24 protein-coding genes are annotated in these 18,260 nt (G+C 68.5%); 22 read left to right on the top strand and 2 right to left on the bottom strand.

The window, feature by feature from the left end; all coding sequences use genetic code 11:
- The first annotated feature begins 29 nt into the window (after positions 1-29).
- The 21 genes from rplN to truA all read left to right on the top strand — a co-directional run bounded on the left by rplN (position 30) and on the right by truA (position 12,526).
- Positions 30-398 carry a 50S ribosomal protein L14 gene (gene rplN / locus AC07AB_RS35695; RefSeq protein ID WP_003992364.1) on the top strand — a complete coding sequence of 123 codons (369 nt, stop codon included), beginning with the start codon at positions 30-32 and terminating at the stop codon, positions 396-398.
- 2 nt (positions 399-400) lie between these two features.
- Complete coding sequence (gene rplX / locus AC07AB_RS35690; protein WP_478575995.1) at positions 401-724, top strand: 50S ribosomal protein L24; 324 nt, start codon at positions 401-403, stop codon at positions 722-724.
- Positions 724-1,284: a 50S ribosomal protein L5 gene (rplE, locus tag AC07AB_RS35685; protein WP_478575993.1), complete on the top strand. Its 561-nt coding sequence runs from the start codon at positions 724-726 to the stop codon at positions 1,282-1,284. The genes rplX and rplE overlap by 1 nt, the downstream gene beginning before the upstream one ends.
- A 2-nt stretch (positions 1,285-1,286) precedes the next feature.
- Complete coding sequence (locus tag AC07AB_RS35680; protein ID WP_030890724.1) at positions 1,287-1,472, top strand: type Z 30S ribosomal protein S14; 186 nt, start codon at positions 1,287-1,289, stop codon at positions 1,470-1,472.
- 235 nt (positions 1,473-1,707) lie between these two features.
- Entirely contained in the window at positions 1,708-2,106 is a 399-nt protein-coding gene (rpsH, locus tag AC07AB_RS35675; RefSeq protein WP_384384620.1) for a 30S ribosomal protein S8, read from the top strand.
- A 21-nt stretch (positions 2,107-2,127) separates the two neighbouring features.
- Complete coding sequence (gene rplF, locus AC07AB_RS35670; protein ID WP_478575991.1) at positions 2,128-2,667, top strand: 50S ribosomal protein L6; 540 nt, start codon at positions 2,128-2,130, stop codon at positions 2,665-2,667.
- A 3-nt stretch (positions 2,668-2,670) separates the two neighbouring features.
- Positions 2,671-3,054, top strand: a complete 384-nt coding sequence (gene rplR, locus AC07AB_RS35665) for a 50S ribosomal protein L18 (RefSeq protein WP_363134919.1) — start codon at positions 2,671-2,673, stop codon at positions 3,052-3,054.
- 46 nt (positions 3,055-3,100) lie between these two features.
- Positions 3,101-3,703, top strand: a complete 603-nt coding sequence (rpsE, locus tag AC07AB_RS35660; RefSeq protein WP_478575989.1) for a 30S ribosomal protein S5 — start codon at positions 3,101-3,103, stop codon at positions 3,701-3,703.
- Positions 3,703-3,885, top strand: coding sequence for a 50S ribosomal protein L30 (rpmD, locus tag AC07AB_RS35655; protein ID WP_478575987.1), 183 nt, complete (start codon positions 3,703-3,705; stop codon positions 3,883-3,885). The genes rpsE and rpmD overlap by 1 nt, the downstream gene beginning before the upstream one ends.
- 1 nt (position 3,886) lies before the next feature.
- Positions 3,887-4,342, top strand: coding sequence for a 50S ribosomal protein L15 (rplO, locus tag AC07AB_RS35650; protein WP_363134921.1), 456 nt, complete (start codon positions 3,887-3,889; stop codon positions 4,340-4,342).
- Positions 4,343-4,545: 203 nt separating this feature from the next.
- On the top strand, positions 4,546-5,859 hold the full coding sequence (secY, locus tag AC07AB_RS35645; protein ID WP_384384610.1) for a preprotein translocase subunit SecY: 1,314 nt from the start codon (positions 4,546-4,548) through the stop codon (positions 5,857-5,859).
- Positions 5,859-6,515 (top strand): adenylate kinase, encoded by a 657-nt coding sequence (locus AC07AB_RS35640; protein WP_478575985.1) that lies wholly within the window; start codon positions 5,859-5,861, stop codon positions 6,513-6,515. Before secY ends, AC07AB_RS35640 begins: the two co-directional genes overlap by 1 nt.
- 229 nt (positions 6,516-6,744) lie before the next feature.
- The gene (gene map, locus AC07AB_RS35635; RefSeq protein ID WP_478575983.1) at positions 6,745-7,581 is read left to right on the top strand and encodes a type I methionyl aminopeptidase; all 837 of its coding nucleotides are present in this window, start codon (positions 6,745-6,747) and stop codon (positions 7,579-7,581) included.
- 131 nt (positions 7,582-7,712) lie between these two features.
- Positions 7,713-7,934, top strand: coding sequence for a translation initiation factor IF-1 (gene infA, locus AC07AB_RS35630; protein WP_003956442.1), 222 nt, complete (start codon positions 7,713-7,715; stop codon positions 7,932-7,934).
- 62 nt (positions 7,935-7,996) lie between these two features.
- Positions 7,997-8,110 carry a 50S ribosomal protein L36 gene (gene rpmJ / locus AC07AB_RS35625; RefSeq protein WP_003956441.1) on the top strand — a complete coding sequence of 38 codons (114 nt, stop codon included), beginning with the start codon at positions 7,997-7,999 and terminating at the stop codon, positions 8,108-8,110.
- Between the two features lie 194 nt (positions 8,111-8,304).
- Entirely contained in the window at positions 8,305-8,685 is a 381-nt protein-coding gene (gene rpsM / locus AC07AB_RS35620) for a 30S ribosomal protein S13 (protein WP_478575981.1), read from the top strand.
- A gap of 63 nt (positions 8,686-8,748) precedes the next feature.
- Entirely contained in the window at positions 8,749-9,153 is a 405-nt protein-coding gene (rpsK, locus tag AC07AB_RS35615; RefSeq protein WP_003948617.1) for a 30S ribosomal protein S11, read from the top strand.
- A gap of 26 nt (positions 9,154-9,179) precedes the next feature.
- Positions 9,180-9,806, top strand: a complete 627-nt coding sequence (rpsD, locus tag AC07AB_RS35610; RefSeq protein WP_478575979.1) for a 30S ribosomal protein S4 — start codon at positions 9,180-9,182, stop codon at positions 9,804-9,806.
- Between the two features lie 121 nt (positions 9,807-9,927).
- Positions 9,928-10,950 (top strand): DNA-directed RNA polymerase subunit alpha, encoded by a 1,023-nt coding sequence (locus AC07AB_RS35605; RefSeq protein WP_003956430.1) that lies wholly within the window; start codon positions 9,928-9,930, stop codon positions 10,948-10,950.
- 126 nt (positions 10,951-11,076) lie between these two features.
- A complete protein-coding gene (gene rplQ, locus AC07AB_RS35600; protein WP_478575977.1) occupies positions 11,077-11,580 on the top strand; it encodes a 50S ribosomal protein L17 in 504 nt (167 codons plus the stop codon).
- Positions 11,581-11,674: 94 nt separating this feature from the next.
- Entirely contained in the window at positions 11,675-12,526 is an 852-nt protein-coding gene (gene truA / locus AC07AB_RS35595) for a tRNA pseudouridine(38-40) synthase TruA (protein WP_478575975.1), read from the top strand.
- 62 nt (positions 12,527-12,588) lie between these two features.
- On the opposite strand, the gene AC07AB_RS35590 is transcribed toward truA, so the two are convergent.
- Entirely contained in the window at positions 12,589-14,682 is a 2,094-nt protein-coding gene (locus tag AC07AB_RS35590; RefSeq protein ID WP_478575973.1) for a glycosyltransferase family 4 protein, read from the bottom strand.
- A 154-nt stretch (positions 14,683-14,836) separates the two neighbouring features.
- A complete protein-coding gene (locus tag AC07AB_RS35585; RefSeq protein WP_478575971.1) occupies positions 14,837-17,020 on the bottom strand; it encodes a glycosyltransferase family 4 protein in 2,184 nt (727 codons plus the stop codon).
- A gap of 355 nt (positions 17,021-17,375) precedes the next feature.
- On the opposite strand from AC07AB_RS35585, the gene AC07AB_RS35580 reads away from it, so the two are divergent.
- Positions 17,376-18,146: a hypothetical protein gene (locus AC07AB_RS35580; RefSeq protein WP_478575970.1), complete on the top strand. Its 771-nt coding sequence runs from the start codon at positions 17,376-17,378 to the stop codon at positions 18,144-18,146.
- The last annotated feature ends 114 nt before the right edge of the window (positions 18,147-18,260 follow it).

The following is an 18,260-nucleotide window of genomic DNA, read 5'->3' as shown; positions in this document are numbered from 1 at the left end:
GGGAACCGGCAGACGATCAGGAGATAGACGTGATCCAGCAGGAGTCGCGACTTCGGGTCGCCGACAACACTGGTGCCAAGGAAATCCTTTGCATCCGTGTTCTCGGTGGCTCGGGTCGCCGCTACGCGGGCATCGGTGACGTCATCGTCGCCACCGTCAAGGATGCGATCCCCGGTGGCAACGTGAAGAAGGGTGACGTCATCAAGGCGGTCATCGTGCGCACCGTCAAGGAGCGCCGCCGTCCCGATGGCTCGTACATCCGCTTCGACGAGAACGCCGCCGTCATTCTGAAGAACGACGGTGACCCTCGCGGCACCCGCATCTTCGGCCCGGTCGGCCGTGAGCTGCGCGAGAAGAAGTTCATGAAGATCATCTCGCTCGCGCCGGAGGTGCTGTAACCATGAAGGTCAAGAAGGGCGACCTGGTTCAGGTCATCACCGGTAAGGACAAGGGCAAGCAGGGCAAGGTCATCGTGGCCTACCCCGCCGACGACCGCGTCCTCGTCGAGGGTGTCAACCGGGTCAAGAAGCACACCAAGGCCGGCCAGACGGCTCGTGGTTCGAAGACCGGCGGCATTGTCACGACCGAGGCCCCCATCCACGTGAGCAATGTTCAGCTCGTCGTGGAGAAGGACGGCAGCAAGGTCGTCACCCGCGTCGGATACCGCTTCGACGACGAGGGCAACAAGATCCGCGTTGCCAAGCGGACGGGTGAGGACATCTGATGACTGCCACCACCAACGCGCCGCGTCTCAAGACGCGCTACCGCGAAGAGATCGTGGGCAAGCTGCGTGAGCAGTTCTCGTACGAGAACATCATGCAGGTCCCCGGTCTGACCAAGATCGTGGTCAACATGGGTGTGGGCGACGCCGCCCGCGACTCCAAGCTGATCGACGGCGCGATTCGCGACCTCACCACGATCACCGGTCAGAAGCCGGCCGTGACCAAGGCCCGCAAGTCGATCGCGCAGTTCAAGCTGCGCGAGGGGCAGCCCATCGGCTGCCACGTCACCCTCCGCGGTGACCGCATGTGGGAGTTCCTGGACCGTACGCTGTCGCTCGCGCTGCCGCGCATCCGCGACTTCCGTGGTCTGTCCCCGAAGCAGTTCGACGGCCGGGGCAACTACACCTTCGGTCTCACGGAGCAGGTCATGTTCCACGAGATCGACCAGGACAAGATCGACCGGGTCCGAGGCATGGACATCACCGTGGTCACCACGGCGACCAACGACGACGAGGGCCGGGCCCTGCTTCGTCACCTCGGCTTCCCGTTCAAGGAGAACTGACCGTGGCGAAGAAGGCTCTGATCGCTAAGGCCGCCCGCAAGCCGAAGTTCGCTGTGCGCGCGTACAACCGCTGCCAGCGCTGCGGCCGGCCCCACTCCGTCTACCGCAAGTTCGGCCTGTGCCGTGTGTGCCTTCGTGAGATGGCTCACCGCGGCGAGCTGCCGGGCGTGACCAAGAGCTCCTGGTAATTCCCTACTTGGGACACCAGGGCTCTCGGTAAGCATCCTGGACGGCGGGCCCCGCTCCGATACTCGCGTAGAGTTGAAGGGTTGGGCGCCCGCCGCCCATGACCGCACGCGGGCCCAGCCCGCTTAAAGTCGCTTACTACGCCGTAGGTCCCCGCACCGCACCCGTCCCGGCCTTGACCGGGGAGAGGGATGGCGCAGACAGGAAACCGCGGCGAGAGAGGCCGAAGGCCAATTCATGACCATGACTGATCCAATCGCAGACATGCTGACCCGTCTGCGTAACGCGAACTCGGCGTACCACGACGAGGTCGCCATGCCGCACAGCAAGATCAAGTCGCACATCGCGGAGATCCTCCAGCAGGAGGGCTACATCACCGGCTGGAAGGTCGAGGACGCCGAGGTCGGCAAGAGCCTCACCCTTGAGCTGAAGTTCGGCCCGAACCGCGAGCGCTCGATCGCCGGCATCAAGCGCATCTCCAAGCCGGGCCTGCGGGTCTACGCAAAGTCCACCAACCTGCCGAAGGTGCTCGGCGGCCTGGGCGTGGCGATCATCTCCACGTCCCACGGTCTCCTCACCGGTCAGCAGGCCAGCAAGAAGGGCGTGGGTGGGGAAGTCCTCGCCTACGTCTGGTAATCGGGAACGGAGGAATAGCCAATGTCGCGAATTGGACGGCTGCCCATCCAGGTTCCCGCTGGTGTGGACGTCACCATCGATGGCCGCACGGTTCAGGTGAAGGGCCCCAAGGGCGCCCTCTCCCACACCGTCGCCGCGCCCATCGAGGTCGCCAAGGGTGAGGACGGCGTGCTGAGCGTCTCCCGCCCGAACGACGAGCGTCAGAACAAGGCCCTGCACGGCCTGTCCCGCACGCTGGTGGCGAACATGATCACCGGCGTGACCACGGGCTACAGCAAGGCTCTTGAGATCAGCGGTGTCGGCTACCGCGTCCAGGCGAAGGGCTCCAACCTGGAGTTCTCGCTGGGCTACAGCCACCCCATCCTCGTTGAGGCCCCCGAGGGCATCTCCTTCAAGGTCGAGTCCCCGACCAAGCTCAGCGTCGAGGGCATCGACAAGCAGAAGGTCGGCGAGGTCGCCGCCAACATCCGCAAGCTTCGCAAGCCTGACCCTTACAAGGCCAAGGGCGTGAAGTACGCGGGTGAGGTCATCCGCCGCAAGGTCGGAAAGGCTGGTAAGTAAGCCATGGCATACGGTGTGAAGATCGCGAAGGGCCACGCCCGTAAGGGTGCCGCCCTCAAGCGGCGCCACATCCGCGTCCGTAAGCGGATTTCCGGCACGCCGGAGCGCCCGCGCCTCGTCGTGACGCGTTCCAACCGTCACATGGTGGCGCAGGTCATCGACGACATCGCGGGCCACACGCTCGCGTCCGCGTCGACCCTGGACGTCTCCATCCGTGGCGGCGAGGCGGACAAGAGCGCCCAGGCCCAGCAGGTCGGCGCGTTGGTCGCCGAGCGTGCCAAGGCCGCGGGCGTCGAGGCCGTCGTGTTCGACCGCGGTGGCAACCAGTACGCCGGGCGCATTGCCGCTCTGGCGGACGCCGCCCGCGAAGCCGGGCTGAAGTTCTAAGCCCCGGTTCCGGAGCTAGCGGACGTAACAGAGAGAGGTAAATCCAATGGCTGGACCCCAGCGCCGCGGGAGCGGTGCCGGTGGCGGCGAGCGGCGGGACCGGAAGGGTCGCGACGGTGGCGCTGCCGCCGAGAAGACCGCATACGTTGAGCGCGTTGTCGCGATCAACCGTGTCGCCAAGGTTGTCAAGGGTGGTCGCCGCTTCAGCTTCACCGCGCTGGTCGTGGTGGGCGACGGTGACGGCACCGTAGGTGTCGGATACGGCAAGGCCAAGGAAGTTCCCGCGGCCATCGCCAAGGGCGTCGAAGAGGCCAAGAAGAGCTTCTTCAAGGTTCCGCGTATCCAGGGCACCATTCCGCACCCCATCCAGGGAGAGAAGGCCGCGGGCGTTGTCCTGCTCAAGCCTGCTTCCCCCGGTACCGGTGTGATCGCCGGTGGCCCGGTGCGCGCCGTGCTGGAGTGCGCGGGCATTCACGACGTGCTGAGCAAGTCGCTCGGTTCGTCGAACCCGATCAACATCGTGCACGCCACGGTGACGGCACTCCGGGGACTTCAGCGTCCCGAGGAGATCGCCGCCCGTCGTGGCCTGCCGCTGGAGGATGTCGCTCCCGCCGCTCTGCTGCGGGCGCGTGCCGGGGTGGGTGCGTAATGGCTCGCCTCAAGGTCACGCAGACCAAGTCCTACATCGGCAGCAAGCAGAACCACCGCGACACTCTGCGTTCGCTCGGGCTCAAGCGCCTGAACGACGTGGTTGTCAAGGAGGACCGCCCCGAGTTCCGCGGCATGGTGCAGACCGTGCGGCACCTCGTGACGGTCGAGGAGGTCGACTGACATGGGTGAGCAGAACCCGCTGAAGGTCCACAACCTCCGTCCTGCCCCGGGCGCCAAGACCGCCAAGACCCGTGTGGGTCGTGGTGAGGCGTCCAAGGGTAAGACCGCGGGTCGTGGCACCAAGGGCACGAAGGCCCGTTACCAGGTTCCGGAGCGCTTCGAGGGCGGGCAGATGCCCCTCCACATGCGTCTTCCGAAGCTCAAGGGCTTCAAGAACCCCGCCCACAAGCAGTTCCAGGTCGTGAACCTGGAGAAGCTGGCCGCGCTCTACCCGCAGGGTGGCGAGGTCACGGTGGCCGATCTGGTCGCCAAGGGCGCGGTGCGCAAGAACGAGCTCGTCAAGGTGCTCGGCGCCGGTGAGCTCTCCGTGGCGCTGCAGGTGACGGTCGACGCCGTCTCCGGCTCCGCCAAGGAGAAGATCGCCGCCGCTGGTGGCACCGTCACCGAGCTCATCTGAGCTCGTTGATCCGGCCGACCGGGGATGTCCCAAAAGGGGCATCCCCGGTTGGTCGTTCCAAGGGGGGCATGGTCGCCGGTAAGGTGGCGTGCACTGTTGGCTTCCGTGCGGTCCGTTCGCATGGATTTTGACTGATACGTATCCCCGTCGATCCTCAAGACCGTCACCTCTCGCGCAGTCGCGTGAGGGGCGCAGGAGGCACCGTGCTCACCGCGTTCGCCCGGGCGTTCAAGACGCCCGACCTGCGCAAGAAGCTGCTGTTCACGCTGGGCATCATGGTGATCTTCCGGCTCGGGGCGCACATCCCGATTCCCGGGGTCAATTACCAGAACGTCCAGCTGTGCATGGACCAGTCCAAGAATGCGCAGGGCCTGTTCGGCCTCGTGAACATGTTCAGCGGTGGCGCGCTGCTGCAGATCACCATCTTCGCGCTCGGGATCATGCCGTACATCACGGCGAGCATCATCCTCCAACTGCTGACCGTAGTGATTCCGCGCCTCGAAGCCCTCAAGAAGGAAGGGCAGTCGGGGCAGGGCAAGATCACTCAATACACCCGCTATCTGACCGTGGCCCTCGCGGTGCTCCAGGGCGCCGGCCTGGTCACCACCGCCCGTACGGGCGCGCTCTTCGGCAACTGCACCGTCGGCAACCAGATCGTCCCGAACCACTCGATCTTCACCACGATCACGATGGTCGTCACGATGACCGCGGGCACCGCCTGCGTCATGTGGCTCGGTGAGCTGATCACCGACCGCGGCATCGGCAACGGCATGTCGATCCTGATGTTCACCTCCATCGCCGCCGGGTTCCCCAGCGGTCTGTGGGGCATCAAGATGCAGGGCAAGCTGCTCGGCGGCTGGCTGGAGTTCGGGCTCGTGATCCTCTGCGGCCTGGCGATGGTCGCGCTGGTGGTCTTCGTGGAGCAGGCGCAGCGCCGCATCCCTGTTCAGTACGCGAAGCGCATGATCGGCCGCCGTTCGTACGGCGGCACCTCGACGTACATCCCGCTCAAGGTGAACCAGGCCGGTGTCATCCCGGTCATCTTCGCCTCGTCGCTGCTCTACATTCCCGCACTGATCGTCCAGTTCACCGGCTCGAAGGCCGGCTGGGCCGTGTGGATCCAGCAGAACCTGGTCAAGGGCGACCACCCCGTCTACATCGTCACGTACTTCCTGCTGATCGTCTTCTTCGCCTTCTTCTACGTCGCAATCTCCTTCAACCCCGAAGAAGTCGCCGACAACATGAAGAAGTATGGTGGCTTCATCCCGGGTATCCGGGCTGGTCGTCCCACTGCGGAGTACCTGAGCTACGTGTTGAACCGCATCACGTGGCCTGGCTCTCTCTACCTTGGTCTGATCGCTCTGGTGCCCACCGTCGCTCTGGTGACGCTCAACGCGAACCAGAACTTCCCGTTCGGCGGGACCAGCATCCTGATCATCGTGGGTGTCGGCCTGGAGACCGTGAAGCAGATCGAGAGCCAGCTTCAGCAGCGCAACTACGAAGGGTTCCTCCGCTGATGCGAATCGTCCTCGTCGGGCCTCCTGGAGCCGGAAAGGGTACGCAGGCCGCGTACCTGGCCAAGAACCTCGCGATCCCGCACATCTCCACGGGCGACCTCTTCCGCGCCAACATGAGCCAGGGCACTCCGCTGGGCGAGCAGGCCAAGGAGTACATGAACGCCGGGCACCTGGTGCCGGACTCGGTCACCATCGGGATGGCCGAGGACCGGATGCGGCAGGAGGACGCCGCCGGCGGCTTCCTGCTGGACGGGTTCCCGCGCAACCTGGCTCAGGCCGAGGCGCTGGACGCGTTCCTGAAGGCCGACGGGCTGAGCCTGAACGCGGTCCTGGACCTGGAGGTCCCGGAGGACGAGGTCGTCAAGCGGATCGCCGGACGGCGCACCTGCCGTACGGACAGCAGCCACACCTTCCACGTGATCTACAGCCCCCCGAAGCAGGAGGGCGTGTGCGACAAGTGCGGCGGCGAGCTGTACCAGCGCGAGGACGACAGCGAGGACACGGTCCGCAAGCGCCTTGAGGTCTACCACAGCGAGACCGAGCCGATCATCGACCACTACAAGGCGCAGGGTCTGGTGGTGACGATCTCCGCGCTCGGGAAGGTGGCGGAGGTCACGGGTCGGGCCATGGAGGCCATCGCGGCGCAGGCCGCGTAGCCGACGCCCTGGGGTTTTCCGGGGCTCCGCCCCTGACCCCGGTCCTCGATCGGCGGGCGGGCCGGATTTCGGGTCCGTCCGCCGCCGAGTGCCGGACGGGCCGGATGACCGGGCTTGGTTCTGTCCGGTCGTGAGAGTCGGACCATGTACGGCCGCGGCGCCCCTCGGGGTGTCGCGGCCGTAATGTTGTGCTGGACGTACGGAATGCGACAGGAAGGCGTTAGCGGCGATGGTGGAGATCAAGACCCCCGAGCAGATCGCGAAAATGCGCGAGGCGGGGCTGGTCGTCGCCGCGGTGCACGCGGCCACGAGGGCGGCCGCCGTACCGGGGGCCACCACCAAGGACCTGGACGACGCCTCCCGCAAGGTGCTCGCCGAGCACGGTGCGAAGTCGAACTTCCTCGGGTACGGCGGCTTCCCCGCCACCATCTGCACGTCGGTGAACGACGTCGTGGTGCACGGCATCCCGGACACCGACACGGTGCTCAAGGACGGCGACATCATCTCCATCGACGCGGGCGCGATCGTGGACGGCTGGCACGGTGACGCCGCCTTCACCGCGTTCGTCGGCGAGGGCCACGCGCCGGAGCTGCGCGAGCTGAGCCGGGTCACGGAGGAGTCGATGTGGGCGGGGATCGCGGCGGTCCGCAAGGGCCACCGGCTGGTCGACGTCTCCCGGGCCATCGAGGGCTACATCCGCCGCCAGCCGCGGCCGGCCTCCGGCAAGTACGGGATCGTCGAGGACTACGGCGGGCACGGCATCGGCTCCGAGATGCACATGGACCCGCATCTGCTGAACTACGTCTCGCGCAAGCGGGGCAAGGGCCCGAAGCTGGTGCCGGGGTTCTGCCTGGCGATCGAGCCGATGGTCAACCTGGGCACGGCCCGTACGCACGTACTGGCCGATGACTGGACGGTCAAGACGGACGATGGCACCTGGTCCTCGCACTGGGAGCACTCGGTGGCGCTGACCGAGGAGGGCCCGCTGGTCCTCACGGCGGTCGACGGCGGCAAGGCCAAGCTGGCGGAGTACGGCGTCGAGACGGCCCCGGATCCGCTGGCTTAAGGATCTCCACGGCTGGGCAATAATCCAGGATTCGTCTTTCCGGGTGCCCTGACGTAGACTGACACGTCGGCTCTCGCCTGCCTTCGCGCATGCCGCGAGCCGATCAAGGTAGCCGATTCGAAAGGCGAAGCGTGGCCAAGAAGCAAGGTGCCATCGAGATCGAGGGCACCGTGATCGAGTCTCTGCCGAACGCGATGTTCAAGGTAGAGCTCCAGAACGGTCACAAGGTCCTCGCGCACATCAGCGGCAAGATGCGGATGCACTACATCCGGATCCTCCCGGATGACCGGGTCGTGGTGGAGCTGTCTCCGTACGACCTGACGCGTGGCCGGATCGTCTACCGATACAAGTAGATCTTGCTCGCGTCCCGTTTCACCGCGGGGCGCTGGCACTGACCCGGAGAACCTCACATCCCATGAAGGTCAAGCCGAGCGTCAAGAAGATCTGCGACAAGTGCAAGGTGATCCGCCGTCACGGCCGGGTCATGGTCATCTGCGACAACCTGCGCCACAAGCAGCGCCAGGGCTGACGCACGACCTGCACTCCGCAGTTACTTCGCGCGACGCATAGCGAAACGTACATACGCAGACACCCGACCCCTCGCGGTACGAACGCGAGGGGACGATACCCCCGGCGGAGGCCGGGGACCCGGCTCGTAACTCTTGCGGAGTCTTACGGGAACGGTGCTGCGGAAGACCTCCGAATCTCTCAGGAGCCACATCAATGGCACGCCTCGCAGGCGTTGACCTCCCGCGTGAAAAGCGCGTGGAGGTCGCCCTCACCTACGTCTTCGGCATTGGTCGCACCCGTGCCAAGGAGACCCTGGAAAGCACCGGTGTGAACCCCGACACCCGCGTTCGCGACCTGGCCGAAGAGGACCTGGTCAAGATCCGCGAGTACGTGGACGCCAACCTCAAGACCGAGGGTGACCTCCGTCGCGAGATCCAGGCCGACATCCGCCGCAAGGTCGAGATCGGCTGCTACCAGGGTCTGCGTCACCGCCGTGGCCTGCCCGTCCACGGTCAGCGCACCAGCACCAACGCCCGCACCCGCAAGGGCCCGCGTCGCGCGATCGCCGGCAAGAAGAAGCCGGGCAAGAAGTAGTCCTCAGCGGACGCTCATCAGCGGTCTTCGCTGTAGGACCGACCACCTCCACGGGAGTAATACATGCCTCCGAAGGGCCGACAGGGCGCAGCCAAGAAGGTGCGCCGCAAGGAAAAGAAGAACGTCGCTCACGGGCACGCCCACATCAAGAGCACGTTCAACAACACGATCGTCTCGATCACCGACCCCACGGGCAACGTGATCTCCTGGGCCTCCGCCGGCCACGTCGGCTTCAAGGGCTCGCGCAAGTCGACTCCGTTCGCCGCGCAGATGGCCGCCGAGTCGGCTGCCCGTCGCGCGCAGGAGCACGGCATGCGCAAGGTCGACGTGTTCGTCAAGGGTCCGGGCTCCGGCCGTGAGACCGCGATCCGCTCGCTGCAGGCCACCGGCCTTGAGGTGGGTTCGATCCAGGACGTCACGCCGACTCCGCACAACGGCTGCCGCCCGCCGAAGCGCCGCCGCGTCTGACCAGCTGAAGTAGGAGAAAATATAATATGGCGCGTTACACCGGGGCCGACTGCAAGCGTTGCCGTCGGGAGAAGCAGAAGCTCTTCCTCAAGGGGAGCAAGTGCGAGAGCGCGAAGTGCCCGATCGAGATCCGTCCTTACCCCCCGGGTGAGCACGGTCGCGGGCGCACCAAGGACAGCGAGTACCTGCTCCAGCTTCGTGAGAAGCAGAAGTGCAGCCGTATCTACGGTGTCCTTGAGAAGCAGTTCGTGAACTACTACAAGGAAGCGAACCAGAAGTCCGGCAAGACCGGTGAGAACCTTCTGCGCATCCTTGAGACCCGCCTCGACAACGTGGTCTACCGGGCCGGCTTCGCCAAGTCCCGCGACCACGCCCGTCAGCTGGTGCGTCACGGACACATCGTTGTGAACGGCCGCAAGACCGACATCCCGTCGGCCCGCGTCGCCGCGAACGACATCATCGAGGTCCGCGAGGCTTCGCGCGAGATGACCCCCTTCGTGGTCGCCCGCGCCGAGGCCGGCGACAAGACCGTGCCCGCGTGGCTGGAGTCGAACCCGTCGAACCTGCGGATTCTGGTGCACTCCCTGCCCGAGCGCCCGGTCATCGACACCCAGGTGCAGGAGCAGTTGATCGTCGAGCTCTACTCCAAGTAGGCACAGCTCGCGGTCGTGGGCGGTATGGCCCCGATTACTGGTAATCGGGGCCATACCGCCCGTACCCTTGTAGTACGGCGGGCGTCAAATAGCGGGCGTCCACGAATGAAGGAACACACACATGCTTATCGCTCAGCGTCCGTCGCTGACCGAAGAGGTCGTCGACGAATACCGCTCGCGGTTCGTGATCGAGCCGCTGGAGCCGGGCTTCGGTTACACCCTCGGCAACTCCCTGCGCCGTACGCTCCTCTCCTCGATCCCGGGTGCGGCGGTCACGTCCATCCGCATCGACGGCGTCCTGCACGAGTTCACCACCGTGCCGGGTGTCAAGGAGGACGTCACCGACCTCATCCTCAACATCAAGCAGCTGGTCGTCTCCTCGGAGCACGACGAGCCCGTCGTGATGTACCTGCGCAAGCAGGGCCCCGGCCTGGTCACCGCCGCCGACATCGCCCCGCCGGCCGGTGTCGAGGTGCACAACCCCGACCTAGTCCTCGCCACGCTCAACGGCAAGGGCAAGCTGGAGATGGAGCTGACCGTCGAGCGCGGTCGCGGCTACGTCTCCGCCGTGCAGAACAAGCAGGTGGGCCAGGAGATCGGCCGGATTCCGGTCGACTCCATCTACTCGCCGGTGCTCAAGGTCACGTACAAGGTCGAGGCGACCCGTGTCGAGCAGCGCACCGACTTCGACAAGCTGATCGTCGACGTCGAGACCAAGCAGGCCATGCGGCCGCGTGACGCCATGGCGTCGGCCGGCAAGACCCTGGTCGAGCTGTTCGGCCTGGCGCGCGAGCTCAACATCGACGCCGAGGGCATCGACATGGGCCCGTCCCCGACGGACGCCGCGCTCGCCGCCGATCTGGCGCTGCCGATCGAGGAGCTGGAGCTCACGGTCCGCTCGTACAACTGCCTCAAGCGCGAGGGCATCCACTCGGTGGGCGAGCTCGTGGCCCGCTCCGAGGCGGACCTGCTCGACATCCGCAACTTCGGCGCCAAGTCGATCGACGAGGTCAAGGCGAAGCTGGCCGGCATGGGCCTGGCGCTCAAGGACAGCCCGCCCGGATTCGACCCGACGGCCGCCGCCGACGCCTTCGGCGCCGACGACGACGCCGATGCCGGGTTCGTGGAGACCGAGCAGTACTGAGTCCTGACCGGCGGTTGTCCGCAACCGCCGGACGGGCTTGATTTCCATGCTTCCGGCGGGCGGCCGCTCGTCGGGAACTGACACCGGTACCTGATACGGCCGGTGCAGAAATGAAGGAGAAAGACCATGCCGAAGCCCGCCAAGGGTGCCCGTCTGGGCGGCAGCGCCGCGCACGAGCGTCTCCTGCTCGCGAACCTCGCGAGGTCGCTGTTCGAGCACGGCCGCATCACCACCACCGAGGCCAAGGCGCGCCGGCTCCGTCCGGTCGCCGAGCGTCTGGTGACCAAGGCGAAGAAGGGCGACATCCACAACCGTCGCCAGGTTCTTCAGACGATCACCGACAAGAGCGTCGTGCACACGCTCTTCACGGAGATCGCGCCGCGCTACGAGAACCGCCCCGGTGGTTACACGCGCATCACCAAGATCGGCAACCGTCGTGGCGACAACGCCCCGATGGCCGTCATCGAGCTCGTCGAGGCGCTGACCGTGCAGCAGTCCGCTGTCGGTGAGGCCGAGGCCGCCACGAAGCGCTCCGCCAAGGACGCCGCGGGCGACCAGGCCGTCGAGGACCTCAAGAAGTCCTCCGACGAGGCCGCCGAGGCCCCGGCCGAGGAGTCCAAGGACGCCTGACGCTCATCGAGCGTGGTACGGACGGGCCCGCATCCCCTTTCCAGGGGGTGCGGGCCCGTTCCGCTTTTGGCAGACCGGTGGAGAGGAACTTGTGGTGAGCGACGAGGTGGAGCCCGGCTCCGTACGGGTCCGGCTGGATCTTTCCTATGACGGGAAGGGGTTCTCGGGCTGGGCGCGCCAGCGCGAACAGCGCACGGTGCAGGGTGAGTTGGAGAGCGCGCTGCGGACCGTGCTGCGGCTCGCGGAGCCGGTGGAGCTGACGGTCGCGGGCCGTACGGACTCCGGGGTGCACGCGCGCGGACAGGTCGCGCACGTGGACCTGCCGGCGGCCGTCTGGGCGGAGCACGAGGAGAAGCTGCTGCGGCGGCTCGCCGGGCGGCTGCCGCACGATGTGCGGGTGTGGCGGGTCGCCGAGGCCCCGGCCGCCTTCAACGCGCGGTTCTCCGCGATCTGGCGGCGGTACGCGTACCGGGTCACCGACCATGTGGGCGGCGTCGATCCGCTGCTGCGCGGTCATGTCCTGTGGCACGACTGGCCGTTGGACGTCGAGGCGATGAACGAGGCGTCGGCCGCGCTGCTCGGCGAGCACGATTTCGCGGCGTACTGCAAGCGGCGCGAGGGCGCCACCACCATCCGTACGCTCCAGCGGCTGAGCTGGGAGCGCGGCGCGGACGGCGTCATCACCGCCACCGTGCGGGCCGACGCCTTCTGCCACAACATGGTGCGTTCGCTGGTGGGGGCGCTGCTGTTCGTCGGCGACGGGCACCGGCCGGCGGACTGGCCGGGCAAGGTGCTGGCGGCGGGGGTGCGCGATTCGGCGGTGCATGTCGTGCGGCCGCACGGCCTGACGCTGGAAGAGGTCGGCTATCCGGCCGACGGCGAGCTGGCGGCCCGGAACCTCGCGGCCCGCAACAAGCGCACCCTGCCGGGCGCGGGCTGCTGCTGAGCCGGTGCGTACGGACCGGGGCCGGGCCCCGGTCCGTACCGCTCAATCATCTTGGCGGATCGTCACTTCTTGGTGGGCGCCGGGGCGTTGACCGCCAGGTTGCTCGCCATCGTGATGTACGGGCGCACGCCCGCCGTGGTCGGGTAGATGTCGGTCTTGTTGCGGTCGACGATGTCGCCGATGATCCGGCCGATACGGACCAGGGGGCCGCCGGGCGCGAGCCGCAGCGAGAGGTCCCACACGGGGCTCTCGTCCGCCGCGCCGGCGCGCGCCTTGTGCACCTGCTCGTACGGGACGGTGAAGGAGAACCGGCTCTCGTCGACGACCGTGACCTCGGCGGTGAACGGCCGCGCCGCGCTCTCGCCGCGCGGGGCGGCGGCCAGGAGCGGCTTGCCGCCGGTGGCGAAGGCGGCGCCGTGCAGGGTGCCCTCGACGGTGAACGCGGCGGCCCCGGTGCGCAGCGTGCGGAGCTCCGCGTGGGCGGTGCGCCGCCAGGCCCGCAGGGCGAGGTAGCCGTCGACCGTCGGGTAGGGGACGAACCAGGAGAAGGGCGTGCCCGGGTGCGGCTCCTTGCCCAGCAGGCCGCGGCCTTCGGCGAATCGGGAGGTGACGCGGCGCCGGGCGCCGTCGTCGGCCCGTACCACATGCAGGTCCCAGCGGCCCTCGGCCAGGGACAGCTCGTGGGGGGTGAGGACGGCGGTGTACGGGGCGGTGGCGTCGGCCGGGGCGGTCAGCGCGACGGTGACCTTGTCGCCCTCGCCCCGGCGGGTGAGCGTGAGGGCGAGGTCGTCGCCGGTGAGGCCCTTGCGGTCGAGGAGGACGACGATGTTGCCGTCGGCGTCGACGCGGGTGGACGCGGAGGGCCGGAGCGGCTTGCGGACGATCTCCTTGATGGCGTTCTTGACGGGCAGCGCGTTACTCGTGGAGCTGCGGCGGAAGGGCCGCACGAGCTTGCCGGCGGTGCGGCGCAGCATCAGGGAGATCGGGACCGGGGCGGACTTGGGCTGCTCCTCGCCGCCGCGCAGCTCTTCTATCAGCCGCTCGTAGCGGGCGGCGATGTGCTCCGGTGAGTACCGCTCGGCGGAGATGCGGGCGGCGCGGCTCATGGAGTGCCGCAGCTCGTCGTCGTCGATCAGCTTGAGGAGGCCCTTGGCCACACCTTCGGGGTCGCCGACGGGTACCAGCAGGCCGTCCTTGCCGTCGTCGATGATCTCGCCCGGCCCGTGCGGGCAGTCGGTGGAGACGACCGGGACGCCGCAGTGCATCGCCTCGACGATGGTCATGCCGAAGGACTCTTCGCGCGAGGTGACGGCGGCGATGGAGCCCTTGGCCCATTCGGTCTCGATGGGGGACTGGGCGCCCATGAGGACGATGTGCTCGTTCATGCCGAGGCTGTCGATCCGGGCGCGCAGGGCGGCGTGCTCGGGGCCGCGGCCGTAGATGCGCAGCTTCCAGTCGGGGCGCTGGGCGGCGACCTTGGCGAAGGCGTCCACCAGGACGTGGTACTGCTTCACGGGGATCAGCCGGCCCGCGGCGACGACGAGCTTGGCGGTGCCGTCCGAGGGCTCGATGTCGGAGGCGGGCACGCCGTTGGGGAGCGCGATGAGCTTGGTCTTGATGCCGGGGAACCGCGCGCGGTGGGTGGCGGCGTCCGCCTCGGAGACGGTGGTGTGCGCGTCCAGGTGCGGGATGGCGGCGTCCTGGGCGGCGCGGATGTTGGCCTCGTGGGTGCCGTAGATCCGGTGTTCCTGGCCGATGCGCAGATAGCGGCTCTGGCCGTACTCGGCGAGGTAGATGACCAGGCCGGGGCGGGTGGCGACCACGACGTCGGCGTCGGTGCGGGCCAGGTGGTCGGCGAGGGTCCGGTCGGTGAGGGCGTTGAACTGGGCGCCCTTCGCCTCGACCGGCGGGATCAGCGCGGTGGGCTGGTCGAGCCGCGGGTCCTCGGCGATGTTGCCGTTCACGTCGGGGCGCTTGTCGAGCAGTGAGACCAGGCGGACCTTGGGGTGCAGGGTCAGCCGGGGCGCGGCCTGGGTGCGGTAGACGGAGACGATCTCCACGTCATGGTGCGCGGTCAGGGCCGCGGCGACGTTGAACGTCGAGCGGATCGTGCCGCCGATGCCGTAGGCGTTCTGGATGAGGAAAGAGATCTTCATAGCGGTGGACGCGCGGCGCGGTCTCTGCGCGAGCGCTTTCCCTCCCCCTGGCCTGGATTTCCGTATCGTCCCATGATGACCGGACCGGAGCGGTTACGCGCATTCCGGTCCGTTGTTAAAGACTGTTCATGAGGATTTCGGTTGCCTGTACGGCTCAACATGTGGTGTGCGTCACGTCTTCCACACTCAGCGTGAGATCGTTCGCGGGGTCGAAGACGGGCTTCACGGCGACCGTGCCGCGCAGCGGATGCCGCAGCTCACGGGCGGGGGCGACGTCGGTCCGCTTGCGGTCCACGTTGTCGCCCGCGAGCCGGCCGAGCGCGAGCCGCACGGCGCCGGTCCCTCCGGCGCCGGGCAGCCGCAGTCGCAGTTCCCAGGTGTCGCGTGAGGTGCCGCGCCGGGTGAGGAGCCGCTCGTAGGGCAGCGTGCACGAGAAGCGCCGCTCGTCCACGACGGTGACCGCCACGGCGACGTCGTACGCGTCGTCCTCCGGCGAGAGGGCGACGAGCGCCGCCGTGCCGTCGATGGGCAGCGGTCCGGTACGGCCGTGCAGGGTGCCGGTGAGGGTGACGGAGTCCGGGCCGGCGACGATGCGCTCCAGCTCGGCGTGGTGCGGGCGGCGCCAGGTGCGCAGGGTCAGGGAGCCGGCCGCGGTCGTGTACGGCACCCAGGCGGTGACGTGGCCGTCCGCGTCGGTGACCAGGGGCAGGGTGAGCAGGCGGGCCTGTTCGACGAGGGCGGCGGCGACCCGGGCGCGCTTGCCGTCGTCGGCGCGCTCCACATGGAAGTCCCAGCGGCCCTCGGCGAGCCGGGTGGCGGTGCGGTCGAGGGCCGCGGTCAGCGGGCCCTTCCCGGACGCGGGCGCCACCAGCGGCACGCTCACCCGCTCGCCCTCGGCCTTGCCCTCGGTGCCGCGCAGCCGGCCGACGAGGGCGAGGCGCTCGCCGGTCGCCCCGGCGCGCGGCAGCCGCACGCTGAGCCCGCCGTCGGGGGTCGCCCGGGCGGACGCCTTGGGGCGCAGCGGCCGGAGCGGGGCCGGGGGCGAGGCGCTCGCCTCGGTCTTCCCGGCCGGCTCGGGCTTGCGGCGCAGCGGCCGTACGAGCCGGGCGGCGGCGCGGCGCAGCCCCAGGTGCGGCAGCGCGGCGGCGGCCGGCGCGGCCGGGGCGGGCGGCTCCGGCACCAGTTCGGGGCGCAGCTCCCGCACCAGCTCCTCGAATCGCTCGGCGATGTGCTGCGGCGCGTACCGCTGGGCGGACGCGCGGGCGGCGGCGCCCAGGGAGCGGCGCAGCGATGGGGAGTCGATGAGCTTGCGGACGGCGGAGACGAGGGCTGCCACGTCGCCGACGGGGGTGAGGATGCCGTCGGCCCCGTCCTCGATGATCTCGCGGGGTCCGATCGGGCAGTCGGTGGAGATGACCGGGACGCCGCAGTGCATGGCCTCGACGATGGTCAGGCCGAACGACTCGGCGTCGGAGGCCGAGACGGCTATGGCGGCCTTCGCCCACTCCGTCTCGATGGGGGAGCGGGGGCCCATCAGGAACGCCCGGTCGCTGAGACCGAGTTCGTCGATGAGGGCGCGCAGCCGGGCTCGGTCGGGGCCCCGGCCGTAGAGGCGCAGGGACCAGTCCGGGTACTCGTCGGCCAGCTGGGAGAAGGCGCGCACCAGCAGGTCGAAGCGCTTCCCCTCGTCGAGCCGGCCGGCCGCGACGATCACCTTGGAGTCGCCGTCGGAGGGCTCGGTCTTCGGGGCGGGCACCGCGTTCGGCAGGCAGCGCAGGACGGTCGCGCCGGTCTTCGACTCCGGCAGGTGCTCGCGGTGGGTCGCCGCGTCCTGCTCGGTGACGGTCAGAAAGGCGTGCATCTTGGGGATGACCTCGTCGTGCGCGGCGCGTACGGCCGAGACGTGCGAGGAGTACGTCATGTGCTCCTGGCCGATCCGCAGGAAGGGGCGGTCGGCGTCGGCCTCGGCGAGGTAGACCAGCAGCCCGGGACGGGTGGCGATCACGACGTCGGCGTCGGTGGCCGCGAGGTACTGCGCGACGCGCAGGTCGGCCAGGCGCGTGAAGACCCGCAGGGACCCCTCCGGCTCGGGCATGCGCGAGCTGGGCCGGTGCTGGAGCTCGTCGTCGGCGTCGCAGCCCGGCGCGTCCTTGCGGAGGTCGATCAGCGGGGTGATGCGGACCTTGGGGCTGACGGGCAGGTGAGGGGTGTCCACGCCGCGGTAGACCGAGACGACCTCGACCTCGTGGCGGGCGACGAGGGCGCCGGCCAGGTTGAAGGTGGCGCGGATCGTGCCGCCGATGCCGTAGGCGTTGTGGATGAGGAAAGCGATCTTCATGGCGTACGGACGCGGCCGCCCGATGGACGGCGCGCGGGCCCCTCCCTGACCGGAAACGGAAAAACCGCTCGTGGCGGCGTGCGGTGGGGCGCTCGCTCCTTCGAGTGAGCAAACTCTAGGTGTACCAGTAAAGGACTTGTCAAGTGGAGTTGTAAGAAGTGGCGCGAATTGCCCTTATATCGGATGCGGTGGGCCGCGGCAACCCGTCGGAACGGGCCCCGGCGACCCCGCGATGGCGGTGGGAGCGCGAGCATTAGAGGGTAGAGGGGGAAAACCGAAGGTCCGTTCCCTTTTACCGTTCCCTTTTCCGGGGGGTTCGCGACAGGATGTCGGCGTACCGGATGACGAGGGGGCAATGGCGTTGAAGGCATACAAGCCGATGGCCGTCGTGGCGGCTTCCGCCGCGGCCGCGCTGATGACGGCTGGATGCAGCGGAGGCTCGGGCGGGGGCGACGAGCCCAAGCCGATGAGCGAGAAGCGCCTGTCCCAGGCGTCCCTCGGGGCGAAAGAGGTGCACGGCTACCAGATCGAGCGGGCCTCGGCGAAGAGCGCCGCAGGCGCGGGGAGCGCGAAGGCGGACCAGTCCCAGTGCCAGCCGCTGGCGGCGCTGCTGGGCTCCTCCCCGAAGCCCGAGCCGACCCGGTCGGTGGTCAACACCTTCGCCCGGACCGGGGACGGCAAGGACTACGAGGGCCTGATGGGCATGGTCCGAGTGGCCACGTACGGGAACGGTGGCGCGAAGTCGACGCTGGCGGACCTGCGCGAGGCCGCTACGGACTGCAAGAGCGGGTTCGGGATGAAGACGGGGGAGGGCGAGGAGCAGAAGTTCAGCGCGGTGCAGCAGCTCGCCTCGCCGAAACTGGGCGACGAGTCGGCCGCGTACCGGCTGGTCAACACCTCCGAGCGGGCGCCGAGTCTGGTCGCCGTGGTGCGCACCGGCTCCACCCTGTCGATGTTCTTCGTGACGAGCCTGACCGACCCGCAGCGCGTCGAGATGCCGCAGGACCTGCTGAAGGCGCAGGTCGAGAAGGTGCAGAAGGCGGAGAAGGGGCACGCCACGGCCCCCAGCAGCGGCGACGTCGAGCACGGCGACGCGGGGGAGGCCGGGGACTCCCAGGACAGCTGAGGCTCTGAACGGGGGCGCGCCGCCCGCGGGCGGCGCGCCCGCGGCTTCCGCGAGGCGGCCGCCGCGGGCAGTGCCCGGTCGGCGCCAAGGAGGAAGACGCGCTGGGAGACATAC

Source organism: Streptomyces sp. NPDC044033 (genome assembly GCF_056434425.1).
This window is presented reverse-complemented; position numbering and strand designations above follow the sequence as displayed.

What these genes read in the sequence shown, in the direction of transcription:
- map (WP_478575983.1), top strand. Translation starts at nt 6,745, where the DNA reads ATGGTGGAGATCAAGACCCCCGAGCAGATCGCGAAAATGCGCGAGGCG.
- AC07AB_RS35640 (WP_478575985.1), top strand. Translation starts at nt 5,859, where the DNA reads ATGCGAATCGTCCTCGTCGGGCCTCCTGGAGCCGGAAAGGGTACGCAG.
- rplO (WP_363134921.1), top strand. Translation starts at nt 3,887, where the DNA reads ATGGGTGAGCAGAACCCGCTGAAGGTCCACAACCTCCGTCCTGCCCCG.
- AC07AB_RS35580 (WP_478575970.1), top strand. Translation starts at nt 17,376, where the DNA reads ATGGCGTTGAAGGCATACAAGCCGATGGCCGTCGTGGCGGCTTCCGCC.
- rpmJ (WP_003956441.1), top strand. Translation starts at nt 7,997, where the DNA reads ATGAAGGTCAAGCCGAGCGTCAAGAAGATCTGCGACAAGTGCAAGGTG.
- rpsE (WP_478575989.1), top strand. Translation starts at nt 3,101, where the DNA reads ATGGCTGGACCCCAGCGCCGCGGGAGCGGTGCCGGTGGCGGCGAGCGG.
- rplE (WP_478575993.1), top strand. Translation starts at nt 724, where the DNA reads ATGACTGCCACCACCAACGCGCCGCGTCTCAAGACGCGCTACCGCGAA.
- rplX (WP_478575995.1), top strand. Translation starts at nt 401, where the DNA reads ATGAAGGTCAAGAAGGGCGACCTGGTTCAGGTCATCACCGGTAAGGAC.
- rpsM (WP_478575981.1), top strand. Translation starts at nt 8,305, where the DNA reads ATGGCACGCCTCGCAGGCGTTGACCTCCCGCGTGAAAAGCGCGTGGAG.
- rpsD (WP_478575979.1), top strand. Translation starts at nt 9,180, where the DNA reads ATGGCGCGTTACACCGGGGCCGACTGCAAGCGTTGCCGTCGGGAGAAG.
- rpmD (WP_478575987.1), top strand. Translation starts at nt 3,703, where the DNA reads ATGGCTCGCCTCAAGGTCACGCAGACCAAGTCCTACATCGGCAGCAAG.
- rplR (WP_363134919.1), top strand. Translation starts at nt 2,671, where the DNA reads ATGGCATACGGTGTGAAGATCGCGAAGGGCCACGCCCGTAAGGGTGCC.
- AC07AB_RS35605 (WP_003956430.1), top strand. Translation starts at nt 9,928, where the DNA reads ATGCTTATCGCTCAGCGTCCGTCGCTGACCGAAGAGGTCGTCGACGAA.
- AC07AB_RS35590 (WP_478575973.1), bottom strand. Translation starts at nt 14,682, where the DNA reads ATGAAGATCTCTTTCCTCATCCAGAACGCCTACGGCATCGGCGGCACG.
- rpsH (WP_384384620.1), top strand. Translation starts at nt 1,708, where the DNA reads ATGACCATGACTGATCCAATCGCAGACATGCTGACCCGTCTGCGTAAC.
- rpsK (WP_003948617.1), top strand. Translation starts at nt 8,749, where the DNA reads ATGCCTCCGAAGGGCCGACAGGGCGCAGCCAAGAAGGTGCGCCGCAAG.
- rplQ (WP_478575977.1), top strand. Translation starts at nt 11,077, where the DNA reads ATGCCGAAGCCCGCCAAGGGTGCCCGTCTGGGCGGCAGCGCCGCGCAC.
- rplF (WP_478575991.1), top strand. Translation starts at nt 2,128, where the DNA reads ATGTCGCGAATTGGACGGCTGCCCATCCAGGTTCCCGCTGGTGTGGAC.
- AC07AB_RS35585 (WP_478575971.1), bottom strand. Translation starts at nt 17,020, where the DNA reads ATGAAGATCGCTTTCCTCATCCACAACGCCTACGGCATCGGCGGCACG.